The sequence below is a fragment of the Martelella alba genome, assembly GCF_006516955.1.
GTDB classification, from domain to species: Bacteria; Pseudomonadota; Alphaproteobacteria; order Rhizobiales; family Rhizobiaceae; genus Martelella; species Martelella alba.
This window is the reverse complement of sequence record NZ_VHLG01000023.1, coordinates 1-20,544: the sequence shown is the minus strand read 5'-3', so window position 1 is coordinate 20,544 and position 20,544 is coordinate 1. Positions and strand designations below refer to the sequence as shown.

The following is a 20,544-nucleotide window of genomic DNA, read 5'->3' as shown; positions in this document are numbered from 1 at the left end:
TGTTCTCCAGTCTTGTTGTTTATATCCTGCATGCGGGGCTGCATGGCCGCTCCAGTCGCGATCTCCGCGCCTCTTCAGGCGGTCTGGCCGATAAGAGGCAGGCTTTCCAGCATGTTTTTCAATGCGATTGCGTCCCAGGGAAGATGTTCCGCGATCCCGAGGCCGACAATATCGGCAACTGCGGCGACATCATTCAGCAGGCGCGTGACCTGGTCCATGGTCATCCGGCCTTCCGGTGTTGCTCCGAATGCGCCCGGCGCATCCAAGGGGTTGCTGAAATAGAGCGAGCGGAAGAATTTGGGATCCAGAACATCGAGGTCGAGATGGATGGCCAGACGGCTGGCGCCGGTCGATCGAAACCAGTCGAGCACCTTCTCGCTTGAATCGGCAAGCTCTGCGGGCGTGGCCATTGCCATGCCGTTCCCCCGAACGAAATTCCATTCCAGCGGCATCATGTCGTAAAGGCCAGCATACATGACATTCTGCGGTTTGACGGGGTGTTTGACCCGGGACGAAAAGTCATTGTCGCCTTTGCCGAGGAGATTGCCGAGCACCATGGCATGGGCGTGTGAAAAATGGTCCGGCGTCAGGATATCTGGATGGGAATCGACCCAGAGGATCGCCAGATCGTCGCCATGTCGTTCGCTCAGATAGGCGAAAGGGGCAAGGTCGACGAGGCAATCGCCGCCGAGGACGACGATACGGTCCGGGGACTGTTCGGAAAGAATGGTGGCCGCGGCGTCGGCCTGCTGCAAAAGGGCAGTACGGGCAACAATACCGTCTTCAACCGGAAGGTCGTCCCCGGACGGTGCTGCGACCGGAACGGTGATTGTTTCGCCTGTGGTGACGGGCGCCAGAAAGTTCAGCATCTGGGCGCCGAAATGATAGGCGGGTAGTGTGCCGCCCTGCCATTGGGGCATGAGCAGGCGCAGGGTCTTTGAACTGGCTTCGGTCATTGGTTGGTCCTTCACCTCAGTCTTGTCGGCCAAGCCGGATAGTCTTGATAACGGTTCCCGGTTAGCGTCGAACAGCAATGAGAAGGCAGGATAGCGGCAAGCGCGGCATCGAATTTGTGCTCAGTTGCCAGATTGTCGCCGTTTCGTGCCAGATCGCCTCTCCTCTCGCGCGAACGGACGCCGACTGACCCCGCGCCATATTGCCTCAACTTTGATCATCTGGGTTGTCAATCTCTTCTGCTTACTCTTCCTGGAGGGGGCGCGGCAGAGACTAACCTTCCAGTTGCCGCCGAATTCGACGAAATTTGTCAGGCAGCTAGGCAGGCCGTCGCTCCTGCTAGCGTTAAGGTATGCCAATCTCAATAAACCGTAGTGTTTTGGCATGAAACTTGCGTCACATATGTCAGAGGTTGAAGCCAGACAGGCAGGCGTCATGGAAAAGCAATTTTCGACGAGGGATATCAGCGCCGGTGAGCGCTTCGACTATTGGCATGAGCTGGTCTACCGCACCTATGCGCCTTGCAGTGGCCGTGTCAGCTCGGTTTCCGGCTTCAATGCCAGTCTCAGGACGCAGGAATTCGGAACCACGGAAATCAGCGATGTTTCATCCACCGGCATTACTTATGAACGCAAAGCCTTCGATGTCCGACGTGGTCCGCGTGACGATTTTTTCGTTTCCTTTATGGTTTCCGGCGAAGGCCGGTTTGAGCAGAACGGCAATTCGGTCATGCATCGCGCTGGCGACATTCTGCTTTATGATTCCGGCAGGCCCTACAGCTATAGTTATGATCAGGCGTATCGCTCGATCTTGATGCGGATCCCGCGGCCGATCGCATCTTCGCGGCTGGTTGATGTTGACCGGCTGGGCGGTGTGATCCTGTCCGGTGGTTCGCCCTTTGGCAAGTTGCTCGGCACCCTTCTTGGCGAAGCTCACAATCTGGCAACGTCGGTTGAAAGTGATGTACTGCTGCAGCTCAGCCCATCCATGCTGGACATGATCGCAGCTGCCGTCAGGCAGGGAACCGGCGACACTGCTGCCGACGGTGCGGCTAGCCGCTCAAAGATCGAGCAGATCAAACGTTATCTGAACGCGCATATGGCAGACAGTTCGTTGACACTGCAGCAGGTTGCAAGGGAACAGAATGTTTCCGTCAGAACCCTGTGCCGGCTGTTTGCTGAAACTGGCACGACGCCGATGGGATGGTTGCAGACACGTCGGTTGCAGGCGGCCTATTCTGCCATTTCCGAACGCCGGGTCCGCAGCATCACCGATGCCGCACTGGATTTCGGTTTCAACGACCTTTCCCACTTTGGGCGCTCCTTCAAGAAAGAATTCGGCGTAACGCCCAAATCCCTGCTCTGAACGCCGGATTGTCGCAGTCCGGACAGGCTTCAACGGCAAGAGGCGCTCCGGACAAACGGAGCGCCTCTTATCATTTAGGACGGTCGCAGGATCAGAACTGATCCCAGGGCTTGCACTCGGCGCCGCCATTGGCCTTGCGGGCGATCGGCATGGGCGTGTAGACGCTTTTTTCGAGCTTCGCTCCGTTGAAGTAATTCACAATGCTGTCGATGGCATAGCGTGCCTCATCGGCAGGGGCCTGGCCAAGGGTTGCATCAAGCTTGCCCTGTTTCAGCAGCTCGACACCGGCCGGTTCGCAGCCAACGGAAACCATGGCGAGTTTGGTGACATCGACACCAGCACGATCGGCGGCGGCGACGACACCCTTCATCATGACATCCTCATCGGAATAAATGCCCTTGATTGTGCTGCCATATTTTGTCAGCAGGCCCGATGCGGCATCCATCGCGGTGCCCGTATCCCAGTTGCCGGGTTGCTGCGCGACAATATTGATGCCGGGGGCGATTTCGGCGAGGCGCTCAGAAAAGCCCTTGTAGCGTGACATGGTCTGAGCCTGGCCGACAATGCCGGTGATCATGATGACGTCGCCTTCCTCGCCGAGGCCCTTCGCCTTGAAGGTTTCGAGCATAAGGTCTGCGGCTTCTCGGCCTTCGCCTTCATAATTGGCGCCGCTGTAGGAGATCCAGAGGTCATCATGTGCAGCATCGGGCTGAACGTCGGTCAGGAGCAGTGGAATTCCGGCCTGGCCGATCTTGCGCATGGAGGGAAAAAGCGCCGTGCCGTCGATGGTCCAGAGCAGGATCAGATCAGGCTTCTTGGCAATGGCCTGGGTGATCTGGGTCGCCTGCTGGGCGGCATCAAACTTGTTGGTGACGACTTCGAGATCAAGATCGGCATCCTTGGCATAGAGGCGCAGCGCATCATTATAGGCAGCGCAGTATTCGCAGATGTCATCGGCGCCGAGGAAGATGACTTTCTTGCCGGCGGCATCATCGGCGAGAGCCGTGCTGGCCAGTGCACCCGTGGCAATGACGAGAGGCATGGCCCCGCGCAACAGAGATTTCAGAAAGGAACGCGGATTGAGGTCAAGCATGAAATTCCCCTTTAATGTTTGATGGTTTGGATTGATTGACCGAAAGAGCGAAGGAAACGTTCTGTCAGCGCGCTCTCGAAAAGAACGACGATGAGCAGGATCCCGCCATTGGCGAGCAGGATTGTTGAACTGTCGGCGCCGATATAGCTCAGGCCATTGCTAAGAACGGACAGGATCAGTGCACCGAGAAGGATTCCGGAGACCTTGCCGACCCCGCCCGACAGTGCGACGCCACCAAGAATGGCTGCGGTGACAGACTGGATGAGAAGACTTCCACCGAACTGGGAGGACGCACGGCCGAGGCTGATGGCCATCAGCACGCCATCGATGGCGGCGAAAACGCCAGCGCAGACAAAGACCGTGATCAGGGCCGGGCGGATCCGGGTCCCGCTCATCAGGGCGGCCTTGCGGTCGCTGCCGGCGGCATAAATGTCACGACCAAGTCTGGTGAAGGACAGGACGACGAACAGGACGGCGCCCAGAACAAGTGCGCTGATGCTCCAGGGCGAGAAAATGCCCAACACCGTGAGGCCGACGAAATCCGTCATTTCGAGATGATCGAAAATCGCTGTCTTGCCGCCTTCAAGCCAGACAGAGGCGCCCTGCAGGACGATCATGATGCCGAGCGTCGTGACCAGAGACGAGACCTTGAGCCGCAAGGTCAGCCAAGCATTCAAGACGCCAACAAGCGCACCGAAAAGGACAGCGGCCAGGATGCCGAGCACGGCGTAATCCGCGCCGAACTTGACCATGATGAGGCCGGCAAGCGCCACCATGGCGCCAACGCTTAGATCGAGCTCGCCGGCAATCATGGTCAGACCTATTGCAAGGGCCACGGGTGCGACAACAGCAAAGGTCTGGCCGATGGCATAGATGTTGCCGATCGAGAGAAAACCCGAGGTCATGACACTGAAGATGATGACCAGAGCAGGCAGAAGTGCCAGGCGGAGATAAAAGGAGAGGGGTCGTGTCACGCTTTAAAACCTTTCGTGGCTTCGATCAGTTCCGTTCGCGGCTCAGCGCAGCGCCAAGCATGACCGAACCGATGACCGCAAGGCCCTTGACCATGAGCTGAACTTCATAGGAGAAGCCGTTGACCAGCAGGATGTTGGAAAGAACGGCGACAAAAATGGCGCCAACGGCGGCATCCAGCACCCGGCCGCGCCCGCCCTTGATGCCCACGCCACCAATGAGGACGGCGGCAATGGCGCTGAAATCGAGATCCTGACCGACGCGCAGATTGCCAGCACCTGCCTGCGCTGCAATCATCACGCCTGCAGCAGCAGCTGCCGTGCCGGCGATGAGATAGGCAAGCATTGCAGCCCGTGACGTGCGGATCCCCGCGAGTGCTGCTGCTGCCTTGTTCATGCCTGTCAGCCTGACTTCTCTGCCGGTGCGGGACCGTTCGATGATGAATTCAAGGATCAAGGCAAGAACGACAAAAATCAGTGCCTGATAGGGCAGGCCGGAGACAAGCGCGCCATTGCCGAGCCAGCCGGTATCGGCATCAATCAGTACGGTCCGGCCGCTGGAAAGATACTGAGCAATCGCGCTGATCAGTGACGCCGCTGCAATCGAGGTGATGATCGGATTGCTGCGAAAGGATACGACGACCACGCCCTGGATCGACCCAACCACCGCGCCTGCGAGAAGGGTCGCAAGGATGGCCGCTGGGAGGCTCGCTGAGGAAAGCATGGCGAAGATGATCGATGCCAGGGCTGCCGTTGCCGAAAGAGACAGGACAAACAGATTGCCCGACAGGGTGATGAGGGCCAGGCCGATTGCAACAACGCCCACCGGAGCACCGGTGTAAAGAATGGCGCTGATGTTGCTGGCCGAGGCAAAATTCGGCACGGTGAGCGCGGCCAGAATGATCATCGCCACCAGGATGAGCTGAATGACGGTCGCATGCATTCTTGCCGGTGAAAATGCGGTCATGCCGCGGCCTTTGGTGAAGACGGAAGTGCTCGAAGCAGATGTCATTGGACGGTCTCCTGTCGGCCGTGCAAAATGTCTTTCAGAATTTCATCGGAATCCGTCTCGTCATGCGGCAGGTCGCGCACGATCCTGCCGCGATAGACGGTGACGATGCGGTCCGCGAGTTCCATCACCTCTTCGAGGTCGGTCGAGTAGAAGGCGATCGCCAGTCCCTCGCTCGCCAGCGCCTGCAGTCGGGCATAGATTTCTGCGCGTGCGCCGACATCGACGCCGCGTGTCGGTTCATTGAGAAGCAGCAGCTGCGGTTCGGTTGCCGCTGCTTTTGCCAGCGACACCTTCTGCTGGTTGCCGCCGCTCAGGGTCGAAACCTGATGCGAAAGCCGTTTCTCATCAATCTGGAAGGCGCGCGCCAGTGGCAGGGCCCGGCTCTTGCTGAGGCGGGAAGAGATCAGGCCGAACGGGCTGATCTTGTTCAGGATTTGCGCGGTGATGTTGATCTCGATGCTTGCGGTAAGGAACACCCCCCGCCCGGCGCGATCTTCTGCGACATAGGCAATACCATTGCGATAGGCATCGGCGATACTGCGTAGGGAAAGAGGCGTTCCATTCAGGCTCAGCCCGCCCTGAGATGGCTTGTGAAGACCGGCCATGGTTTCAAGAATGGTATCTGCACCCGAGCCAAGCTGGCCGACAATGGCTAGAATTTCACCCGGGCGAACCGAAAAGTCGACCGGACCGAACCCGCCTGCCACGCCAAGGGTGCGGGCTTCGATACGGGCTGGGACTTTGGACGGGCTGACCCGTCCCGCACTCTTGGCTACATGCTCGACATCACGGCCGATCATGGCGCGAACCAGTGACTGTGGATCGAGGTCTTCGGTGTTTTTCGTAAAGATATGTTCGCCATTGCGGAAGACGGTAATACGGTCGGTCAGAGCAAAGATCTCCGCCAGGCGATGGCTGACGATAACAATCGTGGTGCCGCGGTCTCGCAACTGGCGCAGAACCGCGAAGACCTTGTTGATCTCGGCATCGGAGAGTGTTGCGGTCGGCTCATCAAGCAGCAGCACCTGCGACTGGCTTGCCAGACCGCGCGCAATTTCAATCAGCTGCTGTTCGGCAAGTGTCAGGGTTCCTGCCAGCGTCCGGTGATCAACATGGTCTAGCCCGACGAGAGCTAGAAGTGCCTTCGTCTCCTGCGCGAGCCGGCCGCGAAGATAAAGGCCTGCCGTGGTTTTCCTGCGATTCAGCATGATATTGTCGAGCACTGAGAGATGCGGGATGACGGACAGTTCCTGGTGAACAATCGACAGGAGCGCGGGGTCCGGGCGTTCGCCGAAGGTAATCGCAATGCCGTCGATTGACAGACTTCCCTCACTGGGAATGACGATGCCGCCAAGAATCTTGATCAGGGTGCTTTTGCCGGCGCCGTTCTCGCCGCAGAGACCGAGAATTTCGCCTTTGCGCAATTCGAAACTGGCATCTTTCAGGGCAGAGACACCGCCATATCGCTTGCTGAGACCCGCAGCCACCAGGATTGGTTCATTCGCCATGCAAACCCCTCGAACGGTCGCGGGGCTCTCTGACGTCTCTTTCATGCCCGGCCCCGGGTTCATCGCCACACATTCAACGATGTGTCGATCTGTTCGTATTAAGAAGGTTGGGCGGGCGGCACGCTCTACGAATATTGCCAAATTTTCGCCTCGGCGTGCCAAAAATGTCCAAAACCGAATGCCGACAGAGATGATGTGGTGGACGGCCCGGCTCTGTTGCAAATATTCCGGATGGCTGAGAAGGGGCTTTCGTACGCTTCAGTCACACGAGTTGGTGTCGAGATTCTGTGCGAGCATTACCACAACCTCGGTAAGCGCGCTGGGCCCGACCCTGAATGCTCGTTCAACGATGCATGCCTCGCCACGGATGTCGCCGGTTAAGTTGAAGATCGCAGCCTGACCCTTGGGCAGAGCACGCATAACTTCAAATCCCCTGATCGTTGCATAGGGCGCTTTCAAAGTCTTGAAATCTCGGACTGGTTTGATCCACTGTTTGAGCTTGCTATGATCGGCCTCTATCAAGTTGTTCAGATACTTGACCTGCCGGTGCACAAGCTCCTTTGGGCATTTGCCGTCGGCCTTCAGTTCCGAGATAGCGATGCCATAGGTTGGCGCCTTATCGGTATTGATGACGGTTTGGACTTGCCCGGAAAAAGTGGAGAGCGAACGGGGCTTTACGCGGCCAGTTGGAGAGCGATGCTCTCGAACTGGATTGGGCTCATATAGCCTAAGGCAGAGTGTTCCGTCTCAACGTCTCTGAGACAGATCCGGTTTAACGGATAAGGGATGAATTTGGCTCATCATAGATCACGTAAAGGCAGTGACGATGAGACAGAAAACCGGTCCGTAGAAGCCGACGGCAAACAAAGCGATCAAGGAATTCCGCCGAGCCACCCGCAAATCCTATTCCGCGGAGGAGAAGATCCGCATAGTGCTGGAGGGGCTGCGCGGCGAAGACAGTATCGCAGCCCGCTGCCGGTGCGATGCCCCGCCGCCTGCGGACCCTGATCGACTATCTCGTCGGATCCACCGCCTGAAGGGGGTTGGTGCTATCTACCGGCCTTCCCGGTATCTGAAGAAATCGACGAAAGCCCGCAGGGCAGGGCGCATCTGATGCCGCGAGGGGTAGTAGATGTAGAAGCCGTCAAAGGGCGGGCACCAGTCATCCATGACGGTGACGAGGCGCCCCTCCCGGATGTCATCGGCAACGGCTTCTTCAAACACGAAAGCCAGCCCCAGCCCGTCCAGCGCCGCCCGTCGCATCAACTCCTGTTGCGGGAGGATCAGGTTGCCCTGCACTTCGACAGTCAGGGCACGACCGTCGCGCTCCAGTTCCCAACGATAGATCCGGCCGCTGTCAAAACGGCGACGAATGCAGTTATGGGCATTCAGATCGCGGGGGTGCTCTGGTGGCGGGTTTCGTTCAAAATACTCCGGTGTCGCCACAATCACGCCGCGTTGCGGACCGGAGGCGGGCACCGCGATCATGTCCGCCTCAAGGTTTTCGCCGAGACGGATCCCGGCATCGCAGCCGCTTTCGACAATGTCCTCAAAACTATCGGCGGCGCGGATGTCCAGCTCGATCTTCGGATAGCGAGTCAGGAACGCGCGCAGGCGGGGCATGATCACTTCCTCGACCGGTAGCAGCGGCAGGGTGATGCGCAAGGGACCGCTCGGCTCATCGGGGTTTTTCCCGGTCTCAGCCAGACCCGAGGCGATCTCGGTCAGCGGGGCGGTCACGCGGGTCAGTAGCCGGATGCCTTCTTCCGTTGGCCGGGTCGAACGTGTGGTCCGCGCCATAAGCCGAACGCCGAGGCTTTTCTCCAGCGCCGAGACCGCATGGCTGACTGCGGAGGGCGCGATGCCCAGCCTGTCGGCGGCTGCGCGAAAGCCTCCGGTTTCGGCCACGGTTTGGAAAACCACGAGTTGAGAAAGCTGTGTTCTGTCCATTGATCTAAATATTAGACCGGGTTGTTGTCGATTGCACGAATTATCATTTGAATACGCGGTCACTATTTGGAGGTCATTCGCAGGTATTCCAAGGAGAAGCAGATGGAACAGCGTAAGCTCGGAGAATTTACGGTTTCGGCCATCGGTCTTGGCTGCATGGGGCTGAGCCAGGCCTATGGCGTGCAGGATGAAGAGGCCTCGATCCGTACGTTGCACCGGGCGGTCGAGCTTGGCGTGACCTTTTTCGATACCGCCGAAGTCTACGGCCCGCATCGCAATGAACGCCTGCTTGGCCGCGCGCTGAAGCCGCACCGCGACAAGCTGGTGATCGCCACGAAGTTCGGCTTTACCTACAATCCGGCGCGTACAGATTTTGGCGAGATCACCGGCACGGATGGCTCTTCCGCCAATGCGCAGCGGGTGGCTGAGACCTCGCTGAAGCGGCTCGATACCGATGTGATCGACCTTTTTTATCTCCACAGGGCCGATCCCGCCGTGCCGATCGAGGAGACAGTCGGCGCGATGGCCGATCTGGTGGCCGAGGGCAAGGTGCGGGCGATTGGTCTGTCGGAGGTTTCGGCCGAGACGCTGCGGCGCGCCCATGCGGTGCATCCGATCACTGCGCTACAAAGTGAATACTCGCTCTGGACCCGCGACGTCGAGACGAACGGCGTGCTGGCCGCCTGTCGCGACTTGGGGGTGACATTCGTTCCGTTCAGCCCGCTCGGACGTGGTTTTCTGACCGGTCGGGTCACGATGGGCGAGGGAGACTTTCGCGCAAGCCTGCCTCGCTTCCAGCCGGAAAACGTTGAGGCAAACCGGAAGTTAGTTGCAGTCATCGAAAAGATTGCGACCGCGAAAGAGGCGACCGCCGCCCAGGTTGCGCTGGCCTGGGTTCTGGCGCAGGGGGCGGATATCATCCCGATCCCCGGGGCGAAGAAAATCCCGCATCTGGAGCAAAATGTTGCGGCGGCCGACGTCATGCTCAATCAAGCCGATCTAGCCTTGCTCGACCAGACCTTCGCACCGGAACATGTCGCGGGCGGGCGCTATCCGGAGCAGTTCGAAGCGATGGCGCAGCGCTGAGCCATTCAGAAGGGGCTGTATGTCAGATACTGCCTGTAGAAGGTTCCCACTCCCAGGAAACTGGACCGTGACGGAAGCTACGGCCTTGAACTTTGCTGGTTTCCAGGAATGAGAACCAGCAAACAATGTGATCAAACATCTAGATCTGTGATCCCGGATCGAAAACGTGAAGAACCGCATCGCGGACCACGCGAATTGCGGGATCGCGCAGCCTTTCCGGGCGCCAGCCAAGTTCTATCGCGTAGGTCGGCAGGGTCAGTGGGCAGGGCATAAGCTCAAACCCTGCAAGCCGAGCAATCACCCGGGCGGCATGGGTGGGCAGCGTTGCAATGGCATTTTCACTGCCCAGCAGGAATGGCACAGCGGCGAAATGGGTGGTCGAGACTTCGATATGGCGATGAAGCCCGAGTGTTTGCAGTGCGTCGTCGACGATACCAGCGTAACCGTCCGAAGAGATCAAAAGATGGTCGCGTTGCAGGTAATCGTCGAGGCTCAGCTCTGCCCGAACATGCCGGGGGATGGTGCGCAGAATACAGGCATAGCCGCCGGTCATCACCGTCTGATGCGAAATCGCGCGTGAGGCAAATCCGCCCGCAGTTAGCACCAGATCCACGGCGCGGCTGGCCAGAGCATCCGTCGCAACGTAGCTGTTGGTCTGGCGCAGCAGCAGTCGAAGGCCCGGTGCGGTGATGCGCAGCCTGTCGGCAAGCGCCCGGCCCATTGCAATTTCCAGATCGTCGGACAGGCCCAGAGAAATGGTGCGATCCCGATAAGACGGTTCGCCCGGGGCCGTAGATAGCATGGTGCTCCGGCACAGTCTCAGAGCCTCGCGTACGGTTGCGCTTAGCTCGTGCGCGCGGGCCGTCGGGACCAGGCCCCGGCCGCGCCGCTCGAAAAGCTGATCCTGATAGAGGGTCCGCAGACGAGAAAGCGCCGCACTGGCCGCAGATTGGGTCACGCCCAGACGCAGCGCCGCGCGGCTGGCGCTGCCTTCCTCGTAAATGGCCTCGAATACCTTGAGAAGGTTCAGGTCGATCGAACTTATATCATTTTCATTCATATGAGTTAGTTCTGGGATGCGGTTGATTTGTTTTTATGGAAATATAAAGCTGGCGCAAGCGAAATATAGGTTGGCCCCCCCATGACAAAATCCCGCATCGCCGCATTGCAAATCGGCTCTTCTCATGCTGGCAAGGCCGAAACGCTTTCGAAAATCCTGAGCTATGAGGAAGAGATCCGCAGTGCCGGTCTGGACCTCGTGGTTCTGCCCGAGGCGCTTTTGGGCGGCTACCCGAAGGGCGAGATCTTCGGGACCCGGCTGGGATATCGTGTGCCGGAGGGGCGCGCGGACTTCGCCGCCTATCACGCCAATGCCATCGACGTTCCGGGGGCTGAGACAGAGGAGCTGGCGGGCCTGTCGGAACGCACCGGGGCAAGCCTTGTGATCGGCGTGATCGAGCGGGCCGGCGCAACGCTTTATTGCACCGCCTTGTTCTTCGATCCCGAAAAGGGGCTGGTGGCGAAACACCGCAAGCTTATGCCGACCGGAACCGAACGGTTGATCTGGGGGCAGGGCGATGGATCGACCCTGCCGGTGATCGAAAGTGGCGCGGGGCGTATCGGCGCGGCGATCTGCTGGGAAAACCACATGCCGCTGCTGCGGATGGCGATGTATGCCAAGGGGGTCGAGATCTGGTGCGCGCCGACCGTGGATGAACGCGATGTCTGGCGGGCCTCCATGCGCCATATCGCCCATGAGGGGCGCTGCTTCCTGATCAGTTCCTGCCAGTATCAGCCGTCACCGAAGGATCTGGGCATTACCGTCGAGGCCTGGGATGATGCCCGCCCGCTGATCAATGGCGGCAGCCTTATCGTCGGGCCTCTGGGCGATGTTCTGGCGGGGCCTTTGCAAGGAGGTGAGGGGCTGGTCACGGCCGAGATCGACCGATCCGTCCTGATCGGCGCGCGTTACGATTTCGACGTGACGGGCCATTATTCCCGGCCGGACGTCTTCAGTCTGAGCGTCGACGAGCGGCCGAAATCCACCGTGGCTTTTACCAGGGACTGCTAAGTCTTTTCGACAGCACCCTTGAGAATGCTGAGCGTTTAATCTGAATCCCCCGGCACTCTGGCCTTTTCTTTTAACGCGGCGGTCATCGAAAAACCGGTTTCCAGTTCTTCACCCGATCCTTTAATCCTTACGGATGAATGTTTCGAAAAAGGCCTTGGAGGCGTTTTCGGGTGATTTGCCGACGCCCCAGCGCATCAGCACTTTCGTGTCGTCGGAAAACACCCAGTACTGACCGACGATCACGTCGCCATCGAGCTGTTCGAGCACCTGAAATTCGCGTGGGCCAAGCTGGCGGATGCGCACCTCATTATAGCGTTTATTCCCTGCGATCGGCGCAGGCTTGTCATCGAGTGTTGCCTCGAAGGCATTGATATATAGCTTGTCGGGATTGGTGTCGTTGACGCCTTTATAGGACAGCGCGTTCGGCGCAAATTTCATGTTCAGCGTCAGGCTGAAGCCTGAGGGAAACTGGCCGTTGCTCCAGTAGCTTGATGCATGTTCGGAATGGTAGACGCCGCTGAGGCTGTCATTGTTCCACTGGCCGGGCTTCGTGTCCGGCAGAGGCTTGCCAGCGGCAAGTGAAGCAACGAGCAGTGACGGATTTTCCATGGTATCGGTCCTTGATGTTCGCAAAACAGGCAGAGAGTGTGCCCTCATGGCCGGAGCAACATGAGGGCATGGCGGTGAGGGGAGCCGCCGGTAAACAGTAATGTCGGGTCAGGAACTGTTGCGCCCGGCATTGCGCAATGTGGGGTCCAGTTGGTCGCGCATCCAGTCGCCGATCAGCGAGACCGAAAGCGCGAGGCAGAAGATGATCCCGCCTGGAAAAATGGTCAGCCACCATGAGGTCAGCAGCCGGTCGCGGCCCTCGCTCATGATCTCGCCGAGACTGGTCATCGGCGGCTGGACGCCGAGGCCGAGAAAGCTCAATGCAGTTTCGAGCAATACCGTTAGCGGCAGGTTGATGGTGAACTGCACCAGAATGATGTTGAAGATATTCGGCAGCACATAACGCAGATAGATCCGCACCGGAGATGCACCGAGCACACGTTCGGCGGTGACATAGCCGCGCTCACGCACCGAAAGGGTCGCAGCGCGCACCAGTCGGGCATATTGTTCCCAGCCGGCAAAGCCGACAATGATGATGATCAGCGGCAGGCTGCTCTTGAAGATCGCCAGCACGAAGAGCGCGATAATGATAATCGGAACGGAGGCTTGCACATCGACGGCCATCATGATGATGCTTTCCGTCTTGCCGCGCCGGGCACCGGCGAGCAGACCGAGCAACGAGCCAAACACCGCACCGATCAGCGTACCGGTGACGGCGACCAGCAGCGTCACCCGGGCACCGACCACAAGTCGGGCCAGCAGATCACGCCCACGCCCGTCAGTTCCAAGGAAATGTTTCAGCTCACCACCGAGGAAATAAGGCGGTTTGAACCGGTCAAACAGCGAAGTCTCGCGAAAATCATAGGGGGTCAGCCATGAGCCAAACAGCGCAAACAGCACGAACAGGATGATAAAGAGCAGGCTGAGGCGCACTGCCCAGGGCATACGCTGCCAGAGGGAGCCTAATTGTGTCATGCAGAAGCCCTCCGGATGCGCGGATCAAGGAAGGAATAGAGAATATCGACCATGAGATTGGCTGCGGTCATCGAGAAGGCAACCACCAGCACCAGAAACTGAACCATGGCGATATCGCGGGTTGCCACCGAACGCACCAGTAGCTGGCCGACACCCGGCCATGCAAACACCTGTTCGGTGACCACCGCGCCTGCGACAATGCCGCCAATGCTGAAGCCAAGCAGGGTGACGATCGGGATTGCAGCATTCGGCGCTGCGTGGCGGAACAGCCTGCGGCGGGCAGGAATGCCACGTGCTTCCAACGCCCGCATAAACGGCTGGTTCAGGGTTTCCAGCAGCGAGGAGCGGGTGAAGCGGGCAAAAGAGCCCATTGACGACAGGCCAAGCGTTGCCGCCGGTGGCAATAGAAGCCAGAAGGATATGCTGCCATTGGCGTCCGCCCCGAAAAACAGGCCAAAGGCGAGAGCCCCGACGAGAATGACGATCAGGCCGAAGAAGAAATTCGGCATGGCGAAGGCAAACACCGAAAAACCCATGACAAAGCGGTCAAGAAACCGGTTGCGGTTAAGCGCGGCAATGATGCCGATGGCGATGCCGAGCAAGACGGCGATGATCAGTGCCGTGCCGCCAAGCGCCAGTGTTGCAGGCAGGCGATCGAGAAACACCGAGAGCACCGGGCGTCCGGTATTGGCCGAATAGCCGAAATCGCCATGGGCGAGATTGGTAAGGTAGCTGACATATTGCACCGGCAGCGGCTTATCGAGACCGAGCTTGAGGCGGTAGGCCTGCACCACTTCCGGCGGCGCATCCGGCGGAGCCAGCGCTTCGGCGGGATCGCCCGACAGGCGGATGAAGAAAAAGACGATAGTGACGGCGATCAGCAGGGTCGCAAGCGAGCGCAGCAGGCGCAGGAGAATGATGCGGATCATTGGGCCGTTTCCTCCGCGTCGAGCCGCGCAGTGCGGCGTTTCAATGCGGCGCGGGCAACGCCGTTCTTGTCCGGCACGCAGTCCAGCAACATGCGGGTATAATCATGTTGCGGTTGTGCGAAGACCTGAATGGCCGCGCCCTGTTCAACCGCCTCGCCCTTGTACATCACGGTAACCTCATCGCAGATCGCCGAGGCAACGCGCAGGTCATGGGTGACAAACAGCATGGCAAAACCGAGCCGCCTTTGCAGGTCGGCGAAGAGTTTGAGGATCTGCGCCTGAATGGAAACATCAAGGGCGGCAATGGCCTCGTCGGCGACGAGAATTTCCGGCTCGACGGCCAGCGCCCGGGCAATGCAGATGCGCTGGCGCTGGCCGCCGGAAAATTCATGCGGGAAACGGTCATAGGCCTGTTGCGGCAGGCCGACCAGATCGAGCATGGCACGGGCCTTTTCTTCAGCGGCCTTGCGTCCGGCGCCATGGATCAGCGCACCTTCAGCGATAGAAAGGCCGATGCGGCTGCGCGGATTGAGCGCCGTGTGCGGATCCTGCTGAACAAGCTGTATCTTCTTGCGCATGGCGCGCGGCATGCCGGTGACAAAGCCGGTAATGTCGGTTCCGTCAATGATGACAGAACCGCTGTCGAGCGTTTCAAGCTGCAGCACACCACGAATGAAGGAGGACTTGCCCGAGCCGCTCTGTCCCACCAGGCCGTGGGTCTGGCCGCGCCGCAGGGTGATTGAGACATCGCGCACGGCATGAACGGGCTGGGTGGCCCATAACCCGTTGCGCTGATGATAGGTGATTGACAGGTTGGATGCTTCCAGCACCACCGGCGCTTTCGGATCGGTTGTGTGATCCTCATCGCGCTTCGGCAGGCTTTCCAGAAGCTGGATCGTATAGGGATGACGCGGATTGGAAAAGATTTCGGCCCGCGTTCCCTGTTCCACCACCTCGCCGCGTCGCATCACCATCACCTGGTCGGCAATATCAGCGACCACTGAAAGATCATGAGTAATGAACAACAGCCCGGCATTGAACTCGTGCTGGAGGCTGCGGATCAGCCGCAGGATTTCCGCTTGCGTGGTGACGTCCAGTGCGGTGGTCGGCTCGTCGGCGATCAGCAGCGCCGGTTTCAGCGCCAGCGCCATTGCGATGACGATACGTTGCGCCTGACCGCCGGAAAGCTGGTGGGGATAATAACGATGAATGCGCGGCGGATCGGGCAATTGCACCGCTTCAATTATCTCAAGCGCCCGCTTGCGCCGTTCCGCCGCACCGGAAACGCCATGGACAAGCAGCAGTTCCTCGATCTGGTGTCCCACAGTGACGACCGGATCGAGGCTGGCTCCCGCTTCCTGAAAGATCATGCCGATCCGTCGGCCGCGTAGCTTCTGCATCGCCGCAACATTGCCTTTGGGCAGATCTTTGCCCTCAAAGCGGATATCTCCTTCTGTCTGGCAAAGCCCCTCGGGCAGCATGTCAAGCACCGCCTGTGCGGTGATCGATTTGCCCGAGCCGGACTCGCCAACAAGACAGACGCACTCGCCGCCGTCAACGGACAGGTTCAGTCCGCTGACGGCGAGGCTACGGTCGGCGCCCGGTGGCAATGACACGGTCAGGCCGCTGATCTCCAGCAGGCTGAGGGCGGGTTTTTGCACGGTATATCCTTGGTCAGTTAACCTTCATGAAGGTATTGTCGAAGATCGTTAGCTGCGATGTGCCGGGGTTCCATTCATACTTGTCGGAAATGGCAAAGCTCTGGACATTGCGCCACAGATACATGCCCGGCGTCACATCTTCCCAGTCCTTGACCAGATCGAGATAGGCCTTGTCCTTTTCCTCAAAGGTCTGGCCGCGCTCGAAGGTTTCGCCATCCTTGAGAAAGGCTTCGCTTGGCACCCAGGTGCGGTGCGATGCTGTCACGCGCGAGGAAGATGGGCCCCAGTCGAGCCACAGCGGACGGTAGGGGTCGCCGGTGAATTCCGATGACATTGACATATTGAGCAGATGGAATGGACGCTTGTAGGCGAGTGAGAAATTATCAACGACATTGAGTTCGACATTGATGCCGAGGTCGCGCCACATCTCAACCATATACTCGGCCGCTTCCTCGTAATTGGGGTAGAAACCGCGCACGATGTTCCAGATCAGCGGCTCGCCTTTATAGCTTGTCTTGGCAAGGAACTCCTTCGCCCTGTCGGGATCATAGCCATATTCGGGCTTGCGGTCCGGATCGTAATAAGGGCCATATTCGGGAAAATCGAACGGAGCCGGGGTGAAGGTCAGGTCGCCCCACAGCGCCTTGGTGATCGCCGGCCGGTCAACGGCCATGACCATCGCTTTACGCAGGTTCGGATCAGCCAACGGATTATCGTCCATGCCGTCAATGGTCAGCGTGTTAAAGGCAGCCATCGGGTAATTGCCGATCTGAGTGACGATCAGTTCGACACCGGACATGGAGCGGACCTGATCCATCTGGTCGACGGGAATCGAGACGATCATGTCATAATCGCCTGCAGCAAGCCCTGCCAGACGGGTGGAATATTCCGGCACGATCTTGAAGGTGACGCCCTTGAGCGGCGGTTTACCCGCCCAGTAATCGTCAAAGGCAACGGTGGTTGCGTGATCGGATGGGTCGAAATCGGTGACCATATAGGGGCCGGTGCCAATCGGCTTCTGGCCAAAGGCATCCGTGCCGACCTTCTCATAATATTTCTTCGGCAGAACATAGCCGATCGGCGTGGTCATGCGGTTGATGAAAGTGGAGTCGGGAAATTCGGTTTCGATCTCGACCGTATAGTCATCGATGGCATCAACGCGGACGATGCCGCGGGCATAGTTTTTGCCGCGTGGCGCCAACGGCTGGTCGCCCCACAGGCGTTCTGCGGAAAGAGAAAAGGCGACATCTTCGGCAGTCATCTCGTCGCCATTTTGAAATTTCACGCCCTTGCGCAGATGCACGGTCCAGACCGTCGGCGTTGTGCGCTCCCAGCTTTCGGCCAGCCACGGAACGATTTCATTGCCTTCCGGGTCCTTGTCATAATCGCGACGGATCAGCGTATCGAACACATTGCCGTAAACCCGGCCGCCAGTGGTGGAGATGCCGATGACCGGATCGAGCGTCGGCCACAGATTGTCGACGGCGAAGGTAAAATCAGGGCGTTCCTCTTCAGCGCGGGCAGCAATACCACCCAGTGGCAGTGTGGCACCAAGCGGCGCGAGAATACTGAGTGTAACGAATGTCCTGCGTTTCATCATGGCATGCTTTCCCTCTGTCTGTTGTTTCATTCACGCGGGCCGGTTGGCAGGCTGTGTCTTCGTGTGGTTGTCGCGACGTCAAAAACGCCGCGCCTTATGCGGATATTCAGGTTTTGTCAGGCCGGATCGAAACGATAGGGCCGTTCATTGACAAGCGAGGGGATTGAAGCTCGTGTCTTTTCCACCCGTGTCAGGTCGAGATCGGTCACGGTGAGACCGATCGTCTTGTCCATATCGACAAGCACATGGCCCCAGGGATCCACGATCATCGTTTGCCCCCATGTCTGCCGTCCGTCATCATGATGGCCACACTGTGCCGCCGCCACAACATAGCAGCCGTTTTCAATGGCGCGGGCGCGCAGCAGCGTCGGCCAGTGCGCTTCGCCGGTTGCCATGGCAAAAGCGGAGGGGATGAACAGAATGCGCGCACCGGCCTTGGCATAGCCGCGATAGAGATGCGGGAAACGAAGATCATAGCAAACCGACATGCCGAACGGACCCCAAGGCGTTTTCGCCAGCACGGCTTCCGCACCAGGGGCGTAACGGTCGGATTCACGGCTTGGCGGCAGGCCCGGCAGGTCAACGTCAAAGAGATGGATCTTGTCATAACGGGCAACGATATCGCCCTTCGCATCAATAAGATGGCTGCTATTAGTGAAGATCGCCGTACCGGCCTTCTTCATCGGCGTCGAGCCGGTGTGGATCCAGAGACCGTAGCGGGCGGAAAGATCGCGGGCCGCCGCCAGAAACGGATCATGCGCCTCGTCGGTAATGCTCTGACGGGCCGAAACAACATCACGGTTGACCATGCCGGAGGCTTCCGGAAGCGCCAGCAGTTCGGCGCCTGCGGTATGGGCTTCTTCCGCCAGTTTTTCCAGCGTTTCGATATTACGCTGGTGAATATTGGAAGAGCACATCTGGGCGATGGCAATGCGAAGCGCAGATTTCATCTCAGTGGTCGGCTCGATCATATAGGCCTCGTAACGCACGATGCCGTCTTTTGTTAAACGGCTAAAAATTCATCACTGGCAGGGTATGCCGCGATTTTGGACAAAAAAAGCGCAAAATTTGCGCTTTTCGTCTAAATATCTCACATATACACGCGTCATAACGGGAGAACATCATGGCACGCGACCGTTTGCCACCATTGCGCGCATTGCGGGCGCTGGAATCCTTTCTGAACACCGGTTCGGTGACGGCAACGGCACGAGAGCTGAATGTTTCGCATTCGGCCATCAGCCATCAGCTCCGGCAAATCGAGGAATGGGCAGGGATACGCCTTGTTCGCCGCGAGGGACGACAGACCGAGCTGACAGAGGCTGGCGAAAGCCTGTCGCGGGTTGTGCATGACAGTTTTAGCGCCATCCGTCAGGAGATCGACCGGCTGACAATGCGCGAGGGTGAGCCGGTTTCGGTTGCGGCACTGCGCAGCGTTTTTGCGCCATGGCTGCTGGATGCGGCCAACCGGTTCATGGCTCTACACCCCGATATTTCGATCTATTTTCAGGAACAGGTGGCCGATCATACGGTTTCCCCGGAGCCGGATATTTCCGTAGGCTTTGCGCTGGGGGGTGACATGCCGGAAGGTGCGGTTCCGGTTATTTCCGGGCGCGCCGTGCCAGTCTGCTCTCCGGCCTATCTGGAGCGCCATCCGATTTCCGGCAATGAGGGGCTTGCCGGTGCCAACCTGCTTCATGACGAAGACATGCGCATGTGGCGGCTGTGGTTTGCCCGCGCCGGACTTGTCGCGCCGCCTTTCGAGCAGACCACGCGCAGCTTTTTCTCAAGCTCGGGACTTGGCTATGATGCAGCCTTGAGCGGCGGCGGCGTAGCGCTTTGCCGCGAGGCGCTGATCGCTCCGGCACTGGAAAACAGTCAGCTGATCAAACTGTCGGATATCAGTATCGATGACGATGCCTGCTATTATCTGCGCCTGTCGAGACAGGGCGAAAACCGCAGCGCCGCTGTGGCGCTGGCGCGTTTTCTGGCTGCGGCAGCGCGTAAGCGTTTCGAGTTTTAACGCATCTGGCGAAAAAGCGGAAACCGGTTTTTCGAGAAGCCGATGAGGCAGAACAATGAGCGCTCTGGGAGCTTGCTGCCAAAGCGCTGACGCCTATGGTGATCTACCTGCAGCCACTCAATTCTGGCACACCGGCACGCAGTGCCCATGATGGCGAAGAATTCGTCAATGCGAAGTGTCTCGGGAAATCTGCATAACGGGGATAAGTGGAATTATCTCAGCAGTTCGACGTGCACACCAACCAGATCAAACAATGGAAGGATCAGCTCCTTGAGGGGGCGACAGGCGTTTTTGGCTATGAAGCGAAGACGGAACCGGCGGGACCAACCGTCGATGTCAAATCTCTTCATGCCAATATCGCCGAGCTGACGCTGGAGAACGATTAATGAGATGGCCCGTCCCGGCTCCCAGCTGCAATAATGCGGGGAGGACGTATCCCGTCGAAGGAGAGCCAAATGCCAGTTCATCGGCCCGTTGCCGCTGCAACTTATTGTAGGAGAGTACCGCAAAGTGTGGGGCAATTGCGGTTTGGGATTTGTGATGCCAAGGGTTTGGGATGTCACCCGCGCTGCAAATCTACCAGATAAAAGTTCGTCTTCTCGGTATCAGCCCGATGGTCTGGCGGCACGGTTTTGGTTCCGGCTTCGACAACCCTACCCAAATTGCACTGGCGGATCCGGGACTTGCCCGCCGGAGGATTGTGGCGGGCCGCATGCCTACCTTGAACGGCGGGATGAGGC

The 20,544-nt window shown here is 58.8% G+C and carries 18 protein-coding genes and 2 pseudogenes; 6 read left to right on the top strand and 14 right to left on the bottom strand.

The window, feature by feature from the left end; all coding sequences use genetic code 11:
- Positions 1-74: 74 nt before the first annotated feature.
- The gene (locus FJU08_RS21595) at positions 75-956 is read right to left on the bottom strand and encodes an arginase family protein (protein ID WP_141151128.1); all 882 of its coding nucleotides are present in this window, start codon (positions 954-956) and stop codon (positions 75-77) included.
- 433 nt (positions 957-1,389) lie between these two features.
- Between FJU08_RS21595 and FJU08_RS21590 the strand changes: the two genes are divergently transcribed.
- A complete protein-coding gene (locus FJU08_RS21590; protein ID WP_181409984.1) occupies positions 1,390-2,319 on the top strand; it encodes a helix-turn-helix domain-containing protein in 930 nt (309 codons plus the stop codon).
- A 91-nt stretch (positions 2,320-2,410) separates the two neighbouring features.
- Here FJU08_RS21590 and FJU08_RS21585 read toward each other — a convergent pair whose 3' ends face one another.
- From FJU08_RS21585 to FJU08_RS21560, 6 genes and pseudogenes are all read right to left on the bottom strand, one after another.
- On the bottom strand, positions 2,411-3,412 hold the full coding sequence (locus FJU08_RS21585) for a sugar ABC transporter substrate-binding protein (protein ID WP_141151126.1): 1,002 nt from the start codon (positions 3,410-3,412) through the stop codon (positions 2,411-2,413).
- An 11-nt stretch (positions 3,413-3,423) separates the two neighbouring features.
- Entirely contained in the window at positions 3,424-4,386 is a 963-nt protein-coding gene (locus FJU08_RS21580) for an ABC transporter permease (protein ID WP_141151125.1), read from the bottom strand.
- 25 nt (positions 4,387-4,411) lie between these two features.
- Positions 4,412-5,395, bottom strand: a complete 984-nt coding sequence (locus FJU08_RS21575; protein ID WP_141151124.1) for an ABC transporter permease — start codon at positions 5,393-5,395, stop codon at positions 4,412-4,414.
- Positions 5,392-6,903, bottom strand: coding sequence for a sugar ABC transporter ATP-binding protein (locus tag FJU08_RS21570; RefSeq protein ID WP_181409983.1), 1,512 nt, complete (start codon positions 6,901-6,903; stop codon positions 5,392-5,394). Before FJU08_RS21570 ends, FJU08_RS21575 begins: the two co-directional genes overlap by 4 nt.
- A 258-nt stretch (positions 6,904-7,161) precedes the next feature.
- A pseudogene (locus FJU08_RS21565) lies at positions 7,162-7,533 on the bottom strand (DDE-type integrase/transposase/recombinase); the annotation flags it as partial.
- Positions 7,534-7,956: 423 nt separating this feature from the next.
- Entirely contained in the window at positions 7,957-8,853 is an 897-nt protein-coding gene (locus FJU08_RS21560) for a LysR family transcriptional regulator (protein WP_141151122.1), read from the bottom strand.
- Between the two features lie 102 nt (positions 8,854-8,955).
- Between FJU08_RS21560 and FJU08_RS21555 the strand changes: the two genes are divergently transcribed.
- Positions 8,956-9,939: an aldo/keto reductase gene (locus tag FJU08_RS21555; protein WP_141151121.1), complete on the top strand. Its 984-nt coding sequence runs from the start codon at positions 8,956-8,958 to the stop codon at positions 9,937-9,939.
- Between the two features lie 139 nt (positions 9,940-10,078).
- Here the strand turns inward: FJU08_RS21555 and FJU08_RS21550 are convergent, their stop codons facing one another.
- On the bottom strand, positions 10,079-10,999 hold the full coding sequence (locus tag FJU08_RS21550; protein ID WP_141151120.1) for a LysR family transcriptional regulator: 921 nt from the start codon (positions 10,997-10,999) through the stop codon (positions 10,079-10,081).
- Between the two features lie 81 nt (positions 11,000-11,080).
- Between FJU08_RS21550 and FJU08_RS21545 the strand changes: the two genes are divergently transcribed.
- The gene (locus FJU08_RS21545) at positions 11,081-12,010 is read left to right on the top strand and encodes a carbon-nitrogen hydrolase family protein (RefSeq protein ID WP_141151119.1); all 930 of its coding nucleotides are present in this window, start codon (positions 11,081-11,083) and stop codon (positions 12,008-12,010) included.
- 120 nt (positions 12,011-12,130) lie between these two features.
- Here the strand turns inward: FJU08_RS21545 and FJU08_RS21540 are convergent, their stop codons facing one another.
- The 6 genes from FJU08_RS21540 to FJU08_RS21515 form a co-directional block, all read right to left on the bottom strand.
- Positions 12,131-12,619: a hypothetical protein gene (locus tag FJU08_RS21540; RefSeq protein ID WP_141151118.1), complete on the bottom strand. Its 489-nt coding sequence runs from the start codon at positions 12,617-12,619 to the stop codon at positions 12,131-12,133.
- A gap of 108 nt (positions 12,620-12,727) precedes the next feature.
- Positions 12,728-13,594 carry an ABC transporter permease gene (locus FJU08_RS21535; RefSeq protein ID WP_141151117.1) on the bottom strand — a complete coding sequence of 289 codons (867 nt, stop codon included), beginning with the start codon at positions 13,592-13,594 and terminating at the stop codon, positions 12,728-12,730.
- Positions 13,591-14,523 carry an ABC transporter permease gene (locus tag FJU08_RS21530; RefSeq protein WP_141151116.1) on the bottom strand — a complete coding sequence of 311 codons (933 nt, stop codon included), beginning with the start codon at positions 14,521-14,523 and terminating at the stop codon, positions 13,591-13,593. Before FJU08_RS21530 ends, FJU08_RS21535 begins: the two co-directional genes overlap by 4 nt.
- Positions 14,520-16,184, bottom strand: a complete 1,665-nt coding sequence (locus FJU08_RS21525; RefSeq protein WP_141151115.1) for a dipeptide ABC transporter ATP-binding protein — start codon at positions 16,182-16,184, stop codon at positions 14,520-14,522. Before FJU08_RS21525 ends, FJU08_RS21530 begins: the two co-directional genes overlap by 4 nt.
- A 13-nt stretch (positions 16,185-16,197) precedes the next feature.
- Entirely contained in the window at positions 16,198-17,784 is a 1,587-nt protein-coding gene (locus FJU08_RS21520) for an ABC transporter substrate-binding protein (RefSeq protein WP_235890923.1), read from the bottom strand.
- Between the two features lie 116 nt (positions 17,785-17,900).
- Complete coding sequence (locus FJU08_RS21515) at positions 17,901-18,755, bottom strand: carbon-nitrogen hydrolase family protein (protein ID WP_141151114.1); 855 nt, start codon at positions 18,753-18,755, stop codon at positions 17,901-17,903.
- Positions 18,756-18,907: 152 nt separating this feature from the next.
- Here FJU08_RS21515 and FJU08_RS21510 point away from each other — a divergent pair, with 152 nt between their 5' ends.
- The 3 genes and pseudogenes from FJU08_RS21510 to FJU08_RS22990 form a co-directional block, all read left to right on the top strand.
- Positions 18,908-19,804 carry a LysR family transcriptional regulator gene (locus FJU08_RS21510; protein ID WP_141151113.1) on the top strand — a complete coding sequence of 299 codons (897 nt, stop codon included), beginning with the start codon at positions 18,908-18,910 and terminating at the stop codon, positions 19,802-19,804.
- A 206-nt stretch (positions 19,805-20,010) separates the two neighbouring features.
- Positions 20,011-20,187 (top strand): annotated as a pseudogene (locus FJU08_RS21505) (IS3 family transposase); the annotation flags it as partial.
- Between the two features lie 173 nt (positions 20,188-20,360).
- The coding region (locus tag FJU08_RS22990; protein WP_210245293.1) for a hypothetical protein at positions 20,361-20,544 on the top strand (184 nt) is incomplete at its 3' end.